Annotated in this window: 15 protein-coding genes; 9 read left to right on the top strand and 6 right to left on the bottom strand. The window is 72.7% G+C overall.

Annotation, left to right across the window (positions count from 1 at the left end):
- Positions 1-164 precede the first annotated feature (164 nt).
- Positions 165-338, bottom strand: a complete 174-nt coding sequence (locus AB0C27_RS22585; protein WP_346110465.1) for a hypothetical protein — start codon at positions 336-338, stop codon at positions 165-167.
- 105 nt (positions 339-443) lie between these two features.
- Between AB0C27_RS22585 and AB0C27_RS22580 the strand changes: the two genes are divergently transcribed.
- Both AB0C27_RS22580 and AB0C27_RS22575 read left to right on the top strand, forming a co-directional pair.
- On the top strand, positions 444-1229 hold the full coding sequence (locus AB0C27_RS22580; RefSeq protein ID WP_357846918.1) for an SURF1 family protein: 786 nt from the start codon (positions 444-446) through the stop codon (positions 1227-1229).
- Positions 1230-1231: 2 nt separating this feature from the next.
- On the top strand, positions 1232-1543 hold the full coding sequence (locus AB0C27_RS22575; RefSeq protein ID WP_357846917.1) for a DUF3817 domain-containing protein: 312 nt from the start codon (positions 1232-1234) through the stop codon (positions 1541-1543).
- A 35-nt stretch (positions 1544-1578) separates the two neighbouring features.
- Here the strand turns inward: AB0C27_RS22575 and AB0C27_RS22570 are convergent, their stop codons facing one another.
- The 3 genes from AB0C27_RS22570 to AB0C27_RS22560 all read right to left on the bottom strand — a co-directional run bounded on the left by AB0C27_RS22570 (position 1579) and on the right by AB0C27_RS22560 (position 3892).
- Entirely contained in the window at positions 1579-1770 is a 192-nt protein-coding gene (locus AB0C27_RS22570; RefSeq protein WP_346110462.1) for a hypothetical protein, read from the bottom strand.
- A gap of 123 nt (positions 1771-1893) precedes the next feature.
- On the bottom strand, positions 1894-2985 hold the full coding sequence (locus AB0C27_RS22565) for a protein kinase (protein WP_357846914.1): 1092 nt from the start codon (positions 2983-2985) through the stop codon (positions 1894-1896).
- 52 nt (positions 2986-3037) lie between these two features.
- Entirely contained in the window at positions 3038-3892 is an 855-nt protein-coding gene (locus AB0C27_RS22560; protein WP_357846912.1) for an arylamine N-acetyltransferase, read from the bottom strand.
- 73 nt (positions 3893-3965) lie between these two features.
- Between AB0C27_RS22560 and AB0C27_RS22555 the strand changes: the two genes are divergently transcribed.
- Genes AB0C27_RS22555 through AB0C27_RS22530 form a run of 6 tightly spaced genes read left to right on the top strand, consistent with a single transcriptional unit; the run spans position 3966 to position 12229 of the window.
- Positions 3966-4649, top strand: a complete 684-nt coding sequence (locus AB0C27_RS22555; RefSeq protein WP_357846910.1) for a response regulator transcription factor — start codon at positions 3966-3968, stop codon at positions 4647-4649.
- Positions 4646-7891 (top strand): DUF4153 domain-containing protein, encoded by a 3246-nt coding sequence (locus AB0C27_RS22550; protein ID WP_357846908.1) that lies wholly within the window; start codon positions 4646-4648, stop codon positions 7889-7891. Before AB0C27_RS22555 ends, AB0C27_RS22550 begins: the two co-directional genes overlap by 4 nt.
- 8 nt (positions 7892-7899) lie before the next feature.
- A complete protein-coding gene (locus tag AB0C27_RS22545) occupies positions 7900-9510 on the top strand; it encodes an amidohydrolase family protein (RefSeq protein WP_357846906.1) in 1611 nt (536 codons plus the stop codon).
- Positions 9511-9556: 46 nt separating this feature from the next.
- Positions 9557-10633: an alanine racemase gene (locus tag AB0C27_RS22540; protein ID WP_346114331.1), complete on the top strand. Its 1077-nt coding sequence runs from the start codon at positions 9557-9559 to the stop codon at positions 10631-10633.
- 9 nt (positions 10634-10642) lie between these two features.
- A complete protein-coding gene (locus AB0C27_RS22535; protein ID WP_106236840.1) occupies positions 10643-11023 on the top strand; it encodes a Rid family detoxifying hydrolase in 381 nt (126 codons plus the stop codon).
- Positions 11024-11032: 9 nt separating this feature from the next.
- On the top strand, positions 11033-12229 hold the full coding sequence (locus AB0C27_RS22530; RefSeq protein ID WP_357846904.1) for a hypothetical protein: 1197 nt from the start codon (positions 11033-11035) through the stop codon (positions 12227-12229).
- Positions 12230-12319: 90 nt separating this feature from the next.
- Here AB0C27_RS22530 and AB0C27_RS22525 read toward each other — a convergent pair whose 3' ends face one another.
- Entirely contained in the window at positions 12320-12868 is a 549-nt protein-coding gene (locus AB0C27_RS22525; protein ID WP_357846902.1) for a TetR/AcrR family transcriptional regulator, read from the bottom strand.
- Between the two features lie 5 nt (positions 12869-12873).
- Positions 12874-13488: a LysE family translocator gene (locus AB0C27_RS22520; RefSeq protein WP_357846900.1), complete on the bottom strand. Its 615-nt coding sequence runs from the start codon at positions 13486-13488 to the stop codon at positions 12874-12876.
- A 102-nt stretch (positions 13489-13590) separates the two neighbouring features.
- Between AB0C27_RS22520 and AB0C27_RS22515 the strand changes: the two genes are divergently transcribed.
- Positions 13591-16344 carry an AAA family ATPase gene (locus AB0C27_RS22515; RefSeq protein WP_357846898.1) on the top strand — a complete coding sequence of 918 codons (2754 nt, stop codon included), beginning with the start codon at positions 13591-13593 and terminating at the stop codon, positions 16342-16344.
- The last annotated feature ends 38 nt before the right edge of the window (positions 16345-16382 follow it).

The following is a 16382-nucleotide window of genomic DNA, read 5'->3' as shown; positions in this document are numbered from 1 at the left end:
GAAGGTCGGCGCTTATCGGACGTCTCTTATTGGACGCTGAATCCAATGTAAGAAGCGCCGCCCGTCCCGGTCCAGAGTGATACCCGTCACGATCTGAACCCCGCCACGCCCGGGAACGACGAAAACCCGCCACGGCCTCCGCGGCGGGTGATGCTGTCGGCTGACTACTGGAGCAGCAGGAAGGCGGCTACGCCGACGATCACGACCGCGACGACGACCGCGATGATGGGGATGAGGGGCGACTTCTTGGGCTTGGCAACGGCCTCCTGCTCGCGCGCGTTCGCGAACGCGCGGAAGGCCTGAGTGTTGCCCGCCGGGTCAATATGCTGGTCAGACATGGGCAGCAGCCTAGCGTGATCGCCTGTTCCGTTTGTGCCTTTTGGTGTGATCCGTAGGCATGGCCTGATTGGCAGACCGCCCCACCCGGCGGATACGTTGAAGGCATGCTGAGGACCCTGCTCTCACCCCGCATCCTGGGGCTGCACCTGCTCACGATCGGGGTCCTCATCGCCTTCATCCTGCTCGGGCGCTGGCAGCTCGGAGTCTTCCAAGATTCGGGAAAGCCTCAGGCGGCCACCGATCCTGCGCCTGTCACGGTCGCCACCCTCGCCGGTGTCGGCACCCAGATGACCGGCGAGGCGGTCGGCCGCCAGGTCACCGCGCAGGGCGTCTACGAGGCCGATCGTCAGCTCCTGGTCGCCGACCGCAAGCCCGATGCCGACGCCCCCGGCGGCAACATCTCGCGCGATGAGGGCTACTGGGTACTCACGCCGCTGCGGCTCGACGACGGCACGCTCGTGCCCGTGGTACGCGGCTGGACGGCCAAGGCCGACGACCCCGCCGTGGCCGCCGTGCCGCAGGGAAAGGTCGCGGTGACCGGACGGCTGCGGCCGCAGCAGGGCACCGACAGCGTGCAGCGGCGCGCCGAGGGCCTGCCCGCCGGCCAGGTGCAGACCGTGTCCACGGGCGAGCTGGTCAACCTGTGGAGCGGGCAGCGGGTGCGCACCGGCTATGTCGTGGCGCAGCCGGCCTCCGGCTCGCTGACGCAGGTCCAGGCGAGCCCGCCGGTGGTCGGAGGCACGTTCACCTGGCGTAATCTGGCTTATGCCGCCAACTGGTGGATCTTCGCTGGATTCGCCGTCTTCATGTGGTTCCACTTCGTCCGCGACGCCGTACGCGCGGATCGGGACCGCGGCAAGTCGTCCCCTGAGATGGTTCTGGAAGGTTAACGGTGGAATCGGCTCTGAAGCCCTTCCGGGCACTCGCGTACGTGGTCGGCGTCATGCTGCTCGTGCTCTGCGTCGGCATGGTGCTGCGCTACGGCTTCGACCAGCCGGCCATGTCGAAGATCATCGCCCCGATCCACGGCGGGCTCTACATGATCTACCTGGTCACGGTGATGAATCTGGGCATGAAGGCACGCTGGTCGTGGCCGTACATGCTCGGTGTCATGCTCGGCGGCACGGTGCCGTTCCTGTCCTTCTACGTGGAGCGAAGGGTGACCCAGCGCGTGCAGACGACGCTGGCCGCGGCGGAGGCCTGACCGCATGCGCCTGTCGGGCCCCCGCCGCCGGAGCCTCAGCGGCCGATGCCGCGCCTGCGGGCCCGCTTGAGCCGCTCGCGCTGCGACGGATCGAGCATCAGGTAGCCGACCACAGGGGCGGCGACCAGGCCGAGGACGACCAGCAAGGTGACCCAACCGGGCAAGAAGAACAGCGAGAACAAGAACGCGACGCCCGCGCCGATGGCGTACTTCTGAACTGGCGACATCCCCAACTTCCTCCGAACGCGGAGCGCGCGCCCCGCCTCTCCCACATTCTGCGTCCTCTGTCCAACGTGTGAACCCGTCGCTGAGGTTCCGTTCGCGATGTATCGCAATTGTTGTGCCGGAGGTCAAGCACTTCCCGCGGCGATTCTGAGCAGGTCGCGGCGGAGTTCGTCCAGTGTGGGACGTTCCAACGGGTTGCCCGACAGGAGCCGGAACAGCACGGGAGCCAGCGGGCCAGCCCGCCGCAGCGGCGCGCCCGGCGCGGGTGCGGCGCCCTCGACGGCGGTGAAGAGGGTGGCCCCGAGCGACCACAGATCGGCGGCCTGGGTGGCGGCGCGCTCGGGAGCCGTGTACGCCGGGAGCGTTCCCGGCCCCGGCAGCGGCGTCAGCCGGGCCCGGCCCCAGACGTCGATGAGCACGTTCCCCGGCTGCACCCCGCCGTGGAAGCCGCCCCAGTCGGCGAGCCGGTCGAGCACGGCCAGCCCGATCGCGGCCACCTGGTCGGGCGGCAGCGGGCCCGACGCCCTGACCACCGCGTCCAGCGGCCGGTCCACCGCCAGCCGCTCCAGCGTCTCGCGCACCACCTCCGCCGGCGGCGGCCCCGAGCTCCCCGACGAGCCTTTCGACGGCCGGAGCATCGCCCTGACCAGCGACCTGAACGGGTCGGCCGCCTCGGTGGGCGCCTGGCCGGGCGGGCGGCCCTCGACCGCGAAGTGCAGCGTGGCCGCCAGCGACCACAGGTCCGCGGAGGGCAGCATGCTGAGGCTGGGAAAGCCGAACCCGGTGAGCACCGCCCGGCCGGTCGTGGTGAGCAGCACGTTGCCGGGATCGACCCGGCCGTGCACGATCCCCGCCGCGTGCGCCGCGGTCAGCGCCGACAGGACGCAGACGCCGATCCTGGCCGCCTGCGGGACGGGCAGCGGACGCCGCGAGCGGACGGTCTGCTCCAGCGACGCCCCCGAGACGAACTCCATCACCAGCCACGGCTCGCCGTCCTCGACCAGCACGTCGAGCACCCGCACGACGAAGGCGTGCCGCAGCGCGGTCGCCCTGCGCGCCTCGTGCAGCGCGGCCTCGCGCAGCTCAGGGGGCACCCGCAGGCGCCTGACCGCGACGTCGCGGTGTTCCGTCTCGTCGAAGGCCAGCCGTACGGATCCCGCCCCCAAGGGATTCAACAGCCGGTAGCGACCGTTCAGCTTCCTGGTCTCATCAGCCATTCCGAGTCGCACGATAGCGCCGCGACCGCCTCATGACCATGGGCCTGAGCCGTCAATCCGAACCGCTCTTCAACCAGCTCTCGTGGGCCGCGCGCACCTTGCGCCAGAGCTCGTCCTTCTCCTCGGCGCTCACGTCGTCCAGCGGCAGCAGGAACACGTCCGCCAGCGCCGCGTAGTAGTCGCGCGACGTGCACAGCGTCACCGACTGCGTGCCGTTCCCGAGGCGCTTGAGCCGCAGCCCGCGCAGGACGTCCACCCCGTAGGCGTCGCGCCGCTGCACCGTGGCCACGCGCACGAAACCCGAGGCCGGCGACGTGGTCAGGTGGCGGTGCATGTCCGCGAACGCCGACATCCGCGCCGGTTCGAGGGTGAAGTCCATGCCCTCGAACGAGCCGCCCGGGTCGTGGTCGAGCCGCCAGCCGCCGGGCGCCACCTCCGACGGGCGCAGCACGTACCGGAACGGGCCCTGCCGATAGCCGCCCGCGACCAGCGGCAGCGGCTCGTGCAGGGCGTCGCCGAGCCCCACGTCCACCAGCCACGCGCCGCCAGGGTTGGCCTCCGACGGCAGCCCGCGCACGGTGAGCACCAGGTGGTTGCCGGTGACGCCGGGCTCGCCGCCCCGGTTCTGCACGCCGCCCACGTGCCGGGTCACCTCGTAGCCGAGGGCCGCGAGCAGCTCGGAGAACGCGCCGTTGAGGTGGTAGCAGTAGCCGCCCCTGCCGCGCAGGATGCGCTCGGCCGACTCCAGCGGATCGACGGTCGTGGCCCGGCCGAGCCAGATCTCCAGCGCTTCGTAGGAGACCTTTTCGATGTGGGCGGCGTGCAGGGCGCGCAGCCCCTCCGCGCTCGCGGGAGCGCCGAGCAGCGCGGGCAGGCCGAGACGGCGGAGGTATCCGGCGGTGTTCACGCCGCCAAGTCTGCACGGATTGTGCACGAATCGGGGAGTGTCGTCTGCACAGGGCGCTCGTAGTCTTTCGTACGTGGCAGAGCAGCGACGCATTCTCGTGGTCGAGGACGACGTGACCATCGCGCTCGCCGTACGGAACAGGCTGGCCGCCGAGGGCTTCGACGTCAGGGTGGCCGGCGACGGGCAGGACGCCCTTGTTCAGTACGGCAGCGCGGAACCGGATCTGGTGATCCTCGACCGGCTGTTGCCCGGCATGGACGGGCTGGAGGTGTGCCGCAGGATGCAGGCCGCCAAGCCCGTGCCCGTGCTCATGCTGACCGCGCTGGGGGAGGAGACCGACGTGCTCGTCGGGCTCGGGGTAGGGGCCGACGACTACTTGACCAAGCCGTTCAGCATGCGTGAGCTGGTAGCCAGGATTCACGCGCTGCTGCGCCGGGTCGAGCGCGCGGCCCAGCTCGCGGCCGAGGACACCGTGATCAGGGTGGGCGAGGTGGAGATCGACACCGCCGCGCGCCGCGTCTTCGTGCGCGGTGCGGAGGCCCAGCTCACCAGGACCGAGTTCGACCTGCTGCGCCGCCTGGCCGAACGCCCCGGGCAGGTCTTCGAGCGCGATCGGCTGCTGTCCGACGTGTGGGGCTTCTCCGAGGCCGCGGCGACCAGGACCGTCGACAGCCACGTGCGGGCGCTGCGCCGCAAGCTCGGCTCCGACGTCGTGCGCACGGTGCACGGCGTCGGCTACGCCCTGGTCCGGCGATGAACCCACTCGACTTCCTCGGCCGGATCAAGGTCAAGCTCGGCATCGTGATCGTGCTGGCCGTCGGGACCGCGTTCGTGGTGAACGAGGTCGGCATCCAGTCGGGGCTCTCCCGCGAGACGCGCATCGCGGTCGCGGTCGTCCTGGCGCTGATCATGGTGCAGGTGCTGGCCATGGGCATGACCAAGCCGCTGCGCCAGATGGCCAGCGCCGCCCAGACCATCGCCAAGGGCAGCTACACCCTGCGCGTGAACTCCACCTCCCGCGACGAGGTCGGCGAGCTGGCCAGGGCGTTCAACGCGATGGCGGCCGACCTCGGCGAGGTCGACCGGCAGCGGCGCGAGCTCGTCGCCAACGTCAGCCACGAGCTGCGCACCCCCATCACCGGGCTGCGCGCCGTGCTGGAGAACGTGGTGGACGGCGTCTCCGCGCCCGACCCCGTCACCATGCGCACCGCGCTCGCCCAGACCGAGCGGCTCGGCCGGCTCGTCGCCCAGTTGCTCGACCTGTCGCGGCTGGACTCCGGCACCCGCCCGATCGAGGCCGAGGCCGTCGAGCTGGCGCCGCTGATCGAGCAGGCGGTGCGTGAGGCGTCGCTGGCGCGCGAGGACGTCGTGATCCGCTCGTCCGTGCCGGCCGACCTGGTCGTGCGGGCCGACCCCGACCTGCTCGCCCAGGTGCTGGCGAACCTGCTCGACAACGCGGTACGGCACAGCCCGCCCTCGGGCGAGGTGGTCATCCGCGCCGCGGCGTCGGGGGCCTCGGTGCGGATGGAGGTCGCCGACCAGGGGCCCGGCATTCCGGCGTCGGCCAGGGCACGCGTGTTCGAACGCTTCTCCCGGCTGGACGCCGGGCGGGCGGCCGACTCCGGCGGGGCCGGGCTGGGGCTGGCCATCGTGAAGGAGATCGTCGAGCTGCACGGGGGATCCATTCGCATCGAGGACTGTGCGGGCTGCCGGATGGTCGTCGATCTACCAGGGAGGACGACGATGGCTGAGGCGCCATTAGAGGGTGGACGCGACACGGGGGACGTGGAACGGCCACTGCCCGCCGGTGCGGGGGAGGCGGCGGGGGCCGCCGCACCCGACCCGGCCGGGCAACCGGTTGACGCGGTGCCCGCGTCCAGCGGGCCGGCGAGTCCGGTCCTGACGGCGGGTGAGCCTGAACCCGCCGGGGCCGGTGCGTCGCCGGACGGTGTGTCCGGTGAGAAGGTCCCGGCGACCGGCGCCGCGTCCCTTGTGGGCGCGGGCCCGGATGTGGGCGCGGGTGTGGGTGCGGGTGTGGGTGCGGAGATCGCGATGGCGGCCGGCCGGAGTGGCGCGGCGGTCGTGCGGGCCGAGGTTCCGGGTGGTGGTGGCCCTGCCGGGGCCGGTCCGGCCGGGGGCAACGCCTGGCCGATCGCGCCGGGCGGGGGAGGGATGCCGCCTGTGGGGATCCCGGGTTATCCGCCGCCGCGCGAGCCGTTCGCCGGTGGTCTGGGGCGGATGGTCGGTGGTGGCGCCGTCGGGTTGCTGGTCGGGCTGCTGGTCGGCATGTTCGCCGCCGTCCTGGCCAGCGTGGCCGTGGGGGACGGGGCGGCGCTGGTGACGCTCATCGGCTGCACCACGCTCATAGGAGCCCTCGGCGCCTCTCTGGGAGCGGGGTCCGGAAGGAGGGCGATGGAGGCGTACCGGGCGAGCCAGGCCGGCCTGCACACCGGTACTCCGGCCGGCACCCCCGTTGGGGCTTCGGGAGGGGAGCCGTCCCGGGGGCAGATGGGGCCGCCGCCGGCCTACGTGCCGCCGCCGCTCTTCCCCAGGCCCGAGGTGCCCGATCCGCCGCGCTGGCTGCTGCCGGCCGCCGCCGGAGCCGGCGTGTTCGCCGCGGTGGCGCTGCCGGAGGCGCAGGTCGGGCTGGGCAGCGTGCTGGTCGCGATGGTGGTGGGCGGCGCGGCGCTGCCCGCGATGAGGCAGCGGATGACGCCGTGGACGCTGGCGTTCGGGCTGACCGCGTACTGGCTGATCTCGATGGCGGCGGTGCGGGACGCCGACTGGCTGGTGGCCATCCTGCTCGTGGCGGGGGCCGGGCTGGGCGCGCTCGCGGTGTCCGGAGCGGGCGCCGGCTGGGTGGGCGTGATCAGGGGCGGGATGTCGGTGCTGCTGGCGTTCGGCCCGGTGCCGTGGTTCCTGGCCGGGCCGCTCAAGCGGCTGACGGCGCGGCGGCGCGTCATGCCCATGGTGATCGCGCTGAGCATCACGGCGGTGCTGCTGCTGGTGTTCGGGCTGCTGTTCGCCTCGGCGGACGCGATCTTCGCCTCGTACGTGGAGCGGCTGACCACCACCCCGGCCTGGGCGGATTCGCTTCCGGGACGGATCTTCCTGTTCGTGCTGTTCGCGGCGCTGCTGGCCGCCGTGGTCCTGGTCGCGCTGCGGCCGGTCGTGGACCCGGTGGGGCCGGGGACGAGGTTCAGGGTGAGCCGGAGCATCTGGGCGGTGCCGCTCACGGCGGTGAATATGCTGTTCGCCTCGTTCGTGGCGGTGCAGATCACGGCGCTGTTCGGCGGTGACACGCTGGTGCTGAAGACGGCGGGCCTGACCTACGCCGAGTACGCCAGGCAGGGGTTCTTCCAGCTCGTGGTGGTCAGCGTGTTCGTGCTGGGCATCGTGGCGGTGGCCGCGGGGCTGCTCAGGGTCGAGCGGGCCGAGCGCTGGCTGCTGGCGGTGCTGCTCGGCGTGCTCTGCGGGCTCACCATGGTGGTGCTGGCCTCGGCCCTGCACCGGATGAACCTCTACACCGACGCCTACGGCCTGTCGCGGCTGCGGCTGTCCGTGGAGGCCACCGTGTGGTGGCTGGGCGCGCTGTTCGCCCTGGTGCTGCTGGCGGGCGCGGCCCGGCTCACCGGCCGTCAGTCCGGCTGGCTGCCCAGGACGATCGTGCTGGTCACCGGGCTGGGGCTGGTGGCGTTCTCGATGGTCAACCCCGATCTGCGGGTCGCGGAGTCGCAGGTGCAGGTGCGCGGCGTGACCAAGATGGACTCCGACTACCTCGGCGATCTCGGCGCGGAGGCCGTGCCGGCTCTGGACCGGCTGCCGGAGCCGCAGCGCAGTTGCGTGCTGGCGGACGTGATCGCGACCAACCGGCTGAACCGGCCCGACCCGTGGAACGGCTGGAACCTGGCCCGTTCCAGGGCCCGCGACCTGCTGGCCGAGCGGCCCGTGGTGAACGGCGTGGGATGCGCTCCGGCGTACTTGCCCCGCTCTGATTGAATCTTGGGGTGAGCTTCGACGTAGTCATCAGCGGCGGGCGGGTGCTCGACGGGTCGGGCGCCCCGCCGTACCGGGCGGATGTGGCGATCGAGGGGGATCGGGTCGCGGCGGTCGGCAGGCTCGACGGCGCGACGGCGGGCAGCGTGATCGACGCGACGGGGCGGCTCGTCGCGCCCGGGTTCGTCGACTGCCACTCCCATGGTGACGCGGTCGTGTTCGACCCCGGCGTGCAGCTGGCCGCGTTGCGGCAGGGGGTGACGACGTTCGTGATGGGGCAGGACGGGCTGTCGTACGCGCCGGGCTCCGCCGAGACCGTCGCCTACGTCTCCCGCTACTTCGCCGCCGTCAACGGCGAGCTGAAGCGCGACGGCGGACGTGACGGCGGGCCGGAGCGTGACGGCGGGCCGGGGAGTGCGGCCGGTGGCGGGCCGGTGTCCGACCTCGGTGAGGGGCCGCTCAGCGTGGGCGAGCTGCTCGACGGCTACGACCGCGCCGTGGCGCTCAACACCGCCTACCTGCTGCCCCACGGCACCATCCGCTACGACGTCATGGGCCCGTCGCCCGACCCTGCCTCGCCCGCCGACCTGGCCGGCATGCTGCGTCACGTCGAGCGGGGGCTGTCGGAGGGCGCGGCCGGGCTGTCGAGCGGGCTCGAATACCTGCCGGGCGGCTACGCCACCGCCGAGGAGCTGGCCGCCCTGTGCGCCCCGCTCGGCGGGCTCCCGTACGTCACCCACATGCGCGCCTACGGCGATCGGGCCGGGGTCGGCATGGCCGAGGTCGTGGACATCGCCGGCCGCTCGGGCGCCGCCGTGCACGTCTCGCACCTGCACGGGCCCGCCGACGTGCTGATGCCGCTGGTCGAGGAGGCGCTCGGCAAGGGCGTCGACCTCACCTTCGACACCTACCCCTACCTGCGCGGCAACACGATCCTGGCCATGATCGTGCTGCCGCCGTCCGTGCCGGGGGCCGAGCCCGGCCGGGCCGTGGAGATGATCGGCTCCGGCGCGCTCGACGACTGGTGGCCGACGCTGGCCTCGACCTGGCCCCGGCTGACCGTCTCCCACGCGCCCGGCCTGGAGTGGGCCGAGGGGCTGACCATCACCGAGGCGGCCGGGCGGGCGGGGACGGATCCGGCCGCGTTCTGCCGTCGGCTCCTGACGGAGACGAACCTGGAGGCCGGCGTGGTCTCGGCCAGGCCCGACGAGGGCCCGCTGGGCGAGGAGTCCGTACGCAGGATGTTGCGCCACCCGTCCCATACCGGCGGCTCCGACGCCATCTACGTAGGCGGCCATCCGCATCCGCGCGGGTTCGGGGCGTTCGCCAGGTTCCTCGGCCGGCACGTCAGGGAGCTGGGCGACTGGACGTGGGAGCAGGCCGTGACGCACCTTTCGTCCCATCCGGCCCGGCGTTTCGGGCTGACCGACCGGGGGCTGCTGCGCCGCGGGTTCGCCGCCGACGTGGTGGTGTTCGACCCGGATGTGGTCGGCGACCTGGCCACGTACCAGGAGCCGCGCACGCTCGCGGAAGGCGTGGACGACGTGCTCGTCTCCGGGGTGCGCGTGCTGGCCGGAGGCGAGCTCACCGGGGCCACCCCCGGGCGGGCGCTCCGGCCCTGAGCGCCCGGGCGGTCGGATAGGGTCGGACGCGGACGAAGGGGGTGTTGTGCCGGCGAACCTCGGCCAGTCGGTCTTCGACGGCGGGCTCGAATTTCCCGCCATGCTGGTCCACAGGGGCGCGCTGGCGCACAACGTGGCCACGATGGCGGCGTTCGCCCGCGATCACGGCATGGAGCTGGCGCCCCACGCCAAGACGCACATGTCGCCCGAGATCGCCGCGATGCAGCTCGCCGCGGGAGCCTGGGGGCTCACCGTGGCGACGCCCCGGCAGGCCCAGACGGTCAGGGGGTTCGGGGTCCGGCGGATCATGGTGGCCAACCAGGTGGTCGATCCCGCGGGGCTCACCTGGGCCGCCCACGAGCTGGAGCGCGATCCCGAGTTCGAGTTCCTGAGCTTCGCCGACTCGACGGCCGGGGTCGACATCCTGGCGGGTCACGCCGGGCCGCGGCCGTTCCGGGTGCTGGTCGAGCTGGGCCACGAGGGCGGCAGAGCCGGGTGCAGGTCGGTCAAGGAGCTGCTGGAGCTGGCCGCCCACGTGCAGGTGACGCCCGGCGTCGAGCTGGCCGGGGTCGCCGGATACGAGGGCGGGCTCAAGTCCTCCGACGAGGTCCGCGACTATCTGGGCTCGCTGCAGGAGGCCGTCGAGCACCTGCGCGTCAGAAACCCCATCCTCACCGTGGGCGGCAGCCAGTGGTTCGACGTGATCGGCCGCGAGCTCGTCGCCACCCAGGCCAGGATCCTGCTGCGCAGCGGCGCCTACGTCACCCACGACGACGGCTTCTACCGGGAGCGCACGCCGTTCAACCGGATCGAGGGCGAGCTGCGCCCGGCGCTGGAGGTGTGGGCGCATGTGCTGTCCACCCCCGAGCCGGGGCTGGCCATCGTGGGTATGGGCAAGCGGGACGCGCCCTACGACGAGGGCCTGCCGATCCCGCGCCGCGGCGGGGTCACGATCGTGAAGATGCAGGACCAGCACACCGTGGTCCGCGCCACCGGGCTCAAGCCCGGTGACCTGCTGGCCTTCGGCATCTCCCATCCGTGCACGGCCTTCGACAAGTGGCGGCTGCTGCCGCTGGTGGACCGGGACTACCGTGTCGTAGGCACGATTAGCACCAAGTTCTAGGGAGATTTCGTGAAAAAGGAGCTCAGGACCACCGAAGGCGCCGCCCCGGTCGGCGCCTACTCGCAGGGTCTCGTGGTGGGCGACTTCGTCTACACCTCCGGCATGGGGCCGCTCGACCCCAAGACCGGCGAGGTCGTGGGCACCGACGTCGCCACCCAGACGCACCAGGTCATGCGCAACCTCGGCGCCATCCTCGCCGCGCACGGCCTCGGCTTCGACGACGTCGTCAAGTCCACCGTGCACCTGCAGCACCTCAAGCGCGACTTCGCCGCGTACAACGAGGTCTACAAGTCGTACTTCAACCAGCCCTACCCGGTCCGCACGACCGTGGGGTCCGAGCTGATGGACATCCTCGTGGAGATCGACTTCGTCGCGCACAAGAGCGCTTAAGGTCGTGGTGTGGACAGTTCGGTGTACGTCTTCGTCGAGGACCTGCGCGGCGAGGGCGTCGAGCGGGTGCTCGACAGGATCAGCGCGTACGGCGTGCGCGGCATCACCGTCGGCGCCGTGCACCACGCCTCCCGCGACGTCACCCCCCACGGGCTGTCCAGGCTGACCCTGCGCCACGACGGGGCCCACTTCGTCCCGCCGCCCGAGCTGTTCGACGGGCTCAGGCTGACCCCCGTGCCCGGCCACCTCGACGCGTTCGACGGGCTGCGCGAGGCGTGCGCGAAACGGTCCATGAAGCTCCACGGGTGGACGGTCTTCCTGCGCAACGCCACGCTCGGCGAGCGCCACCCCGATGTGACCGTACGCGACTGCTTCGGCGACCGCGGCTCGCTCACCGACCTGTGCCCCGCCCACCCCGACGTGCGCGAATACGCCGTCGCGCTGGCCAGGGCGGTGGCCAGGCTCGGCGTCGACAGCGTGGTGGCCGAGTCGCTGCACTTCAGGCCGCTCAAGCCGCAGCGCTCGTTCGTGCCGCTGGGGCCGATGGACGCCTACCTGTTCGGGCTCTGCTTCTGCGACTACTGCATGCGCCGGGCCACCGACCTGGGCGTCAACGCCGAAGTGGCCCGCGACGAGTGCGCCAGGATCGTCGGCGGCGTCTTCGACGGCGACCCGCCGGCCCAGGGTGAGGTGACCAGGGCGGCGCTGACCGCGTACGCGGGGCCCGACGTCGTCGCCTACGCCCGCGCCCGCTCCGAGACCGTCACCACGCTGGTGTCCGAGGTGGCCTCCGCGGTGGCCGACGAGGGCTCGAAACTGGTCTTCATCGACTCGACGGGCGCGGTCAAGGGCTACACCGACGGGCTGCCCACGCCGGGACTGGCCGCCCATGACGCCTGGCAGCTCGGGGTCGACCTGGTGGCGCTCGGCGACCTCGTGCCGGCGTTCGGGGTGCTGGCGTACGCGCGTGACGCGGCGCGGGTGGCCGACGACGTGGGCGCCTACCTGCGGTCTGTGGGCAAGGACCGGGAGGTGCGGGCCGTGCTGCGGCCGGGCTACCCCGACAGCGACTCCGCCGACCGGCTGGTGGCCAAGGCCCGGGGGGCCAAGGCGGCCGGGGCGCTGGCCGTGGACTTCTACGCGTACGGGCTGGCGCCGCATCCTGTGCTCGACCGCATCCCGGCGGCGCTGTCGGAGTCACTCTGACCGGCGGCGCTTCCTGACCGGCGATGCTTCCTGGCCCGCGGCGCTTCCTGACGTGCGGCGCTTCCTGGCCCGCCCGTGGCCGAACGGCGCTCAGCCGGCGCGGACGCCGTCCAGGACCGCCGTGACCGCCTCGGCGGCGAAGTCGTCGCTCACGTTCAGGTCCCTGAAGACCGCCCGCATCCACACAGCTCCGGCCAGCAGATCGACGATCAGCATCGGGTCGGCCGACTCCTTCAGCTCACCCCTGACCGCCGCCCGTTCGAAGATCTCCCGCTCCCTGGCGAACCTGTCGGCGAAGAAGCGGCGCCCGTCCAGCTCCGGATGGCGTACGGCGGCGGCGAGCGCGGCCACCGCGATGTCGGCGGCGGGCCGCTCGGTCAGCAGCCGTCTGATGCCCTCCACCAGCGCGACCAGGTCGCCGCGCAGGCTGCCGGTGTCGGGCGCCGCGAAGCCCAGCACGTCGGACTCCACCAGCGCGGCGCCCAGCAGCGCGGCCTTCGACGGCCACCAGCGGTAGATCGTGGTCTTGTTGACGCCGGAGCGCTCGGCGACCCCCTCGACGGTCAGGCCGTCGTAGCCCTTCTCGGCCACCAGCCGCAACGTCGCGTCGAAGATCTCCTGCTGCTTCCTGGGCGCCATGGGGCTCATTTTCTCCCGGCGAACGCGGTGGCCACGCCCAGGGCCAGGTAGACGACGCCGCTGACGTACCGGAGCGTTCTGGCCGCCCGGTCGAGGCGGCGGCCGAGCGCGCCGGCGGCGACGGCGTACACGAGGTCGGAGATCAGCCCGAGGAGCAGCAGCGTGAGGCCGAACACAGCCATCTGCAGCGCGGGAGAACCCGCGCCTGGGTCCACGAAATGGGGCAGGAACGCCACGAAGAACAGCGCCACCTTGGGGTTGAGCACGTTGACCAGCATGCCTTCGAGGAACACCTTGCGCAGCGGCTGCGGCTCCGGCCGTCCGGCGCGGGCGTCCTTGCCGGTGAACGATCGGACGCCCAGGTAGACGAGGTACGCGACGCCGGCCCACTTGATGACCGCGAAGAGCGTGGCCGATTGAGAGATCACGTACGACAGGCCCGCGGCGGCGGCCGCGATGTGCACGAGCGTGCCGGCCTCCACGCCGAGCGCGCTGGCCAGGCCCGCCGCCCGGCCCTGGGCGAGCCCTCTGGCGGTGATGTAGAGGTGATTGGGGCCGGGGATGAGCACCAGGGCGATGGAGGCCGTCACGAAGAGGGCGAAAGTCGCGGGAGGTATCACGAACGGCAGCGTAGGACGGCGTTGGTCCTCCGGTCAGGGCCAATCCCGTCCCGGATGACTGGACCAATCAGTTGTCGGTGCGACATGGCATAGTTTCATGGCGTGAACGGTCTTCTCGTCGGGCGCTCCTCTGAGCTGGCCGGACTCGTGCGGGTGCTCGAGTCCGCCGCCGACGGCGTGGCCGGGGTGGCGCTCGTCGGCGGAGACGCCGGCATCGGCAAGACCCGGCTGGTCACCGAGCTGACCGTCCGGGCCAAGGAGCGCGGCTTCAACGTGCTGGTCGGCCAGTGCGCCGAGCTCGGCGACTCGCTGCCCTACCTGCCGCTGGCCGACGCGCTGCGCGGGGCCGAGCCCGCCGTGCGCGCCGCCGCCACCGCCCATCCCCTGCTCGGCCAGTTGCTGCCGGGCACCGAGAGCCCGCCTTCGGCCGGGCTCACCCAGCAGCGGCTGTTCGGCTCGCTGCTCGGGCTGCTCGCCGAGCTCCAGCCCGTGCTGTTCGTGATCGAGGACCTCCACTGGGCCGACCGCTCCACCCGCGACCTGCTGGTCTTCCTCAGCCGCATGGTGCAGAGCGAGCGGGTCTGCGTCGCCGGCACCTACCGCACCGACGACCTGCACCGCCGCCATCCGCTCAGATCGGTGCTGGCCGAGCTGAAGCGCCTGCCCACGGTGATGAACGTGGAGCTGGGGCCGCTGGGCACCGGCGAGATGTCCGACTATGTCGCCACTTTGGGCGAGGTCGACGCCCAGGGGCTCGGTCTCATCGTCACCCGCGCCGACGGCAACCCGTTCTATGCCGAGGAGCTGTTCGCGGCCATGGCCGAGGGCGACGCCCTGCCCGACGGGCTGGCCAGCCTGCTGATGTCCAGGGTCGAGGTGCTCTCCGAGGCGGGGCAGCGGGTACTGCGCGCCGCCGCCGTGGCCGGGCGCCGGGTCGAGGACGAGCTGCTGCGCGAGGTGTCGGGGCTGCCGCTGGCCGAGTTCGAGGAGGCGGTGCGCGAGATCGTCTCGCGCGGCCTGCTCAGGGTCCAGGGCCACGGCTACGCCTTCCGCCACGCGCTGCTGCAGGAGGCCGTCTACACCGACCTGCTGCCGGGCGAGCGCACCCGGCTCCATACCGCGTTCGCCCGCCTGCTCACCTCGCCGGCCGAGCTGGCCCACCACTATCTCGCCGGCCACGACCTCGCCGGGGCGCTGCGGGCCTCCATAGAGGCGGGGCGGGTGGCCGAGCGGATCGGAGCGCCCGCCGAGGCCCACAGCCACTACGACCGGGCGCTGAGCCTGTGGGAGCGGGTCGACGACGCCGAACGGCTGGCCGGGGAGAGCCGGGCCGGGCTGGCCTTCCGCAGCGCGGTCATGGCCGCCGACAGCGGCGACAACCACCGGGCCGTCGTCCGGTTGCGCGCGCTGCCGCCGACGTCCGAGGTGTGCGAGCGGCTGGCCTACTACCTCTACGAGACCAATGACCAGGACGCCGCGATCGCCGCGGCCGAGCGGGCCGTCGCGAGCGCGGAGGACCAGGTCGCGCTCGCCCGCGCGCTGGCCACACACGCCCGCACCCTGCTGTGGTCGCCGCGGCACCAGGAGGTCGAGCCGCTGGCCGAGCGGGCGCTGGAGACCGCCCGCGCGGCCGGGGCCAGAGACGCCGAGGTGGGCGCGCTGGTGTCGCTGGCCAGCTTCGTCGAGCTCCGCGGCGACCTCGACCGGGCTCACGCGCTGCTCCAGGCGGCCTCCACCGGGCGCACCGGCGACCTGGCGATGGACCTGCGGGCCCGTTTCAACCACGCCCGCATCCACTACGAGCAGGGGCTGCTCGCCCGCGCCGCCGAGGTGGCCGACGACGGCATCCGGATGGCGTTCGAGACCGGGCTCAAATGGAGCACCTACGGCACCGACCTGCGTTTCCTGCGCTTCCTCATCCACTACGCGGCCGGCGAGTGGGACCAGGCCGAGTCGATGGCCGCCGGCTTCGGCGCGCGGGTCGGCACCGTGCCGGAGGCGATCCTGTCGTCGTTCGCGCTGTTCGTCGAGGTCGGGCGCGACCTGCCGGCGGTCGAGGGGCGGCTCGCCCTGCTGCGGCCCTTCTGGTCCGACCCGCTGGCCGCCTACATGTCCAGAGCGCTGGCAGCCGAGCACGCGCTGTGGCACGGCGACCCGGCGACGGCGCTCGACCACGTGCGCGCGGTCCTGGCGGTGATCGACCCCGACGACGTGGGCGCGCTGCGGCCGATCGCCATCGGGTTGTGGGCGCTGGCCGAGCTGGGCACCACCGAGGGCGCCGACGACCTGCGTGCCCACGCCCACGCCACCCTCAAGGCCGGGCCCGCCGGCGAGGGCGGCTACATGGGGCTCGAGGGGCGGGCCTGGGAGCTGCAGGTGGAGGCCGAGTGGCAGCGCGTGCACGGGCGGCTCGACGTGGCGCTGTGGCGGCGGGTGGTGGAGACGTTCGACGTCGCGTTCGTCTACGAGGCGGCGCGGGCCAGGTGGCGCCTGGCCGAGGCACTGCTGGCGGCCGGCGACCGGGAGTCCGCGCAGGCGGAGTGGGAGTCGGCCAGGGAGACGGCGGGCAAGCTGCGGGCGGTGCCGCTGGAGAACGCCCTGCTGGAGTTCGGCCGCCGGGCCCGGTTCGGCGGCGCCGGTTCCGTCGACGGCGCGGGTGACGCCGGGTTGACCGCGCGGGAGGTCGAGGTGCTGCGGCTGGTGGCCGAGGGGCTGACCAACCGGGAGATCGCGCAGCGGCTGTTCATCGCGCAGAAGACGGTGAGCGTGCACGTGTCCAACATCCTGGGCAAACTCACGGTCTCCACCCGCACCCAGGCCGCGGCGACAGCCCGGCAACGAGGCCTGCTGGACTGACCGCGCCCGGTCGCGGGTGGCGGCTCGTGAGGGTGACC

Origin of the sequence: Nonomuraea sp. NPDC048882 (assembly GCF_040649755.1) — a bacterium.
GTDB lineage: Bacteria > Actinomycetota > Actinomycetes > Streptosporangiales > Streptosporangiaceae > Nonomuraea > Nonomuraea maheshkhaliensis.
Note: the sequence above shows the minus strand (reverse complement) of the source record. Positions and strands in the feature narration are given on the sequence as shown.

Excerpts from the sequence above, each read along its gene's own strand:
- AB0C27_RS22585 (WP_346110465.1), bottom strand. The coding sequence starts at position 338 with ATGTCTGACCAGCATATTGACCCGGCGGGCAACACTCAGGCCTTCCGC.
- AB0C27_RS22580 (WP_357846918.1), top strand. The coding sequence starts at position 444 with ATGCTGAGGACCCTGCTCTCACCCCGCATCCTGGGGCTGCACCTGCTC.
- AB0C27_RS22570 (WP_346110462.1), bottom strand. The coding sequence starts at position 1,770 with ATGTCGCCAGTTCAGAAGTACGCCATCGGCGCGGGCGTCGCGTTCTTG.
- AB0C27_RS22565 (WP_357846914.1), bottom strand. The coding sequence starts at position 2,985 with ATGGCTGATGAGACCAGGAAGCTGAACGGTCGCTACCGGCTGTTGAAT.
- AB0C27_RS22550 (WP_357846908.1), top strand. The coding sequence starts at position 4,646 with ATGAACCCACTCGACTTCCTCGGCCGGATCAAGGTCAAGCTCGGCATC.
- AB0C27_RS22525 (WP_357846902.1), bottom strand. The coding sequence starts at position 12,868 with ATGGCGCCCAGGAAGCAGCAGGAGATCTTCGACGCGACGTTGCGGCTG.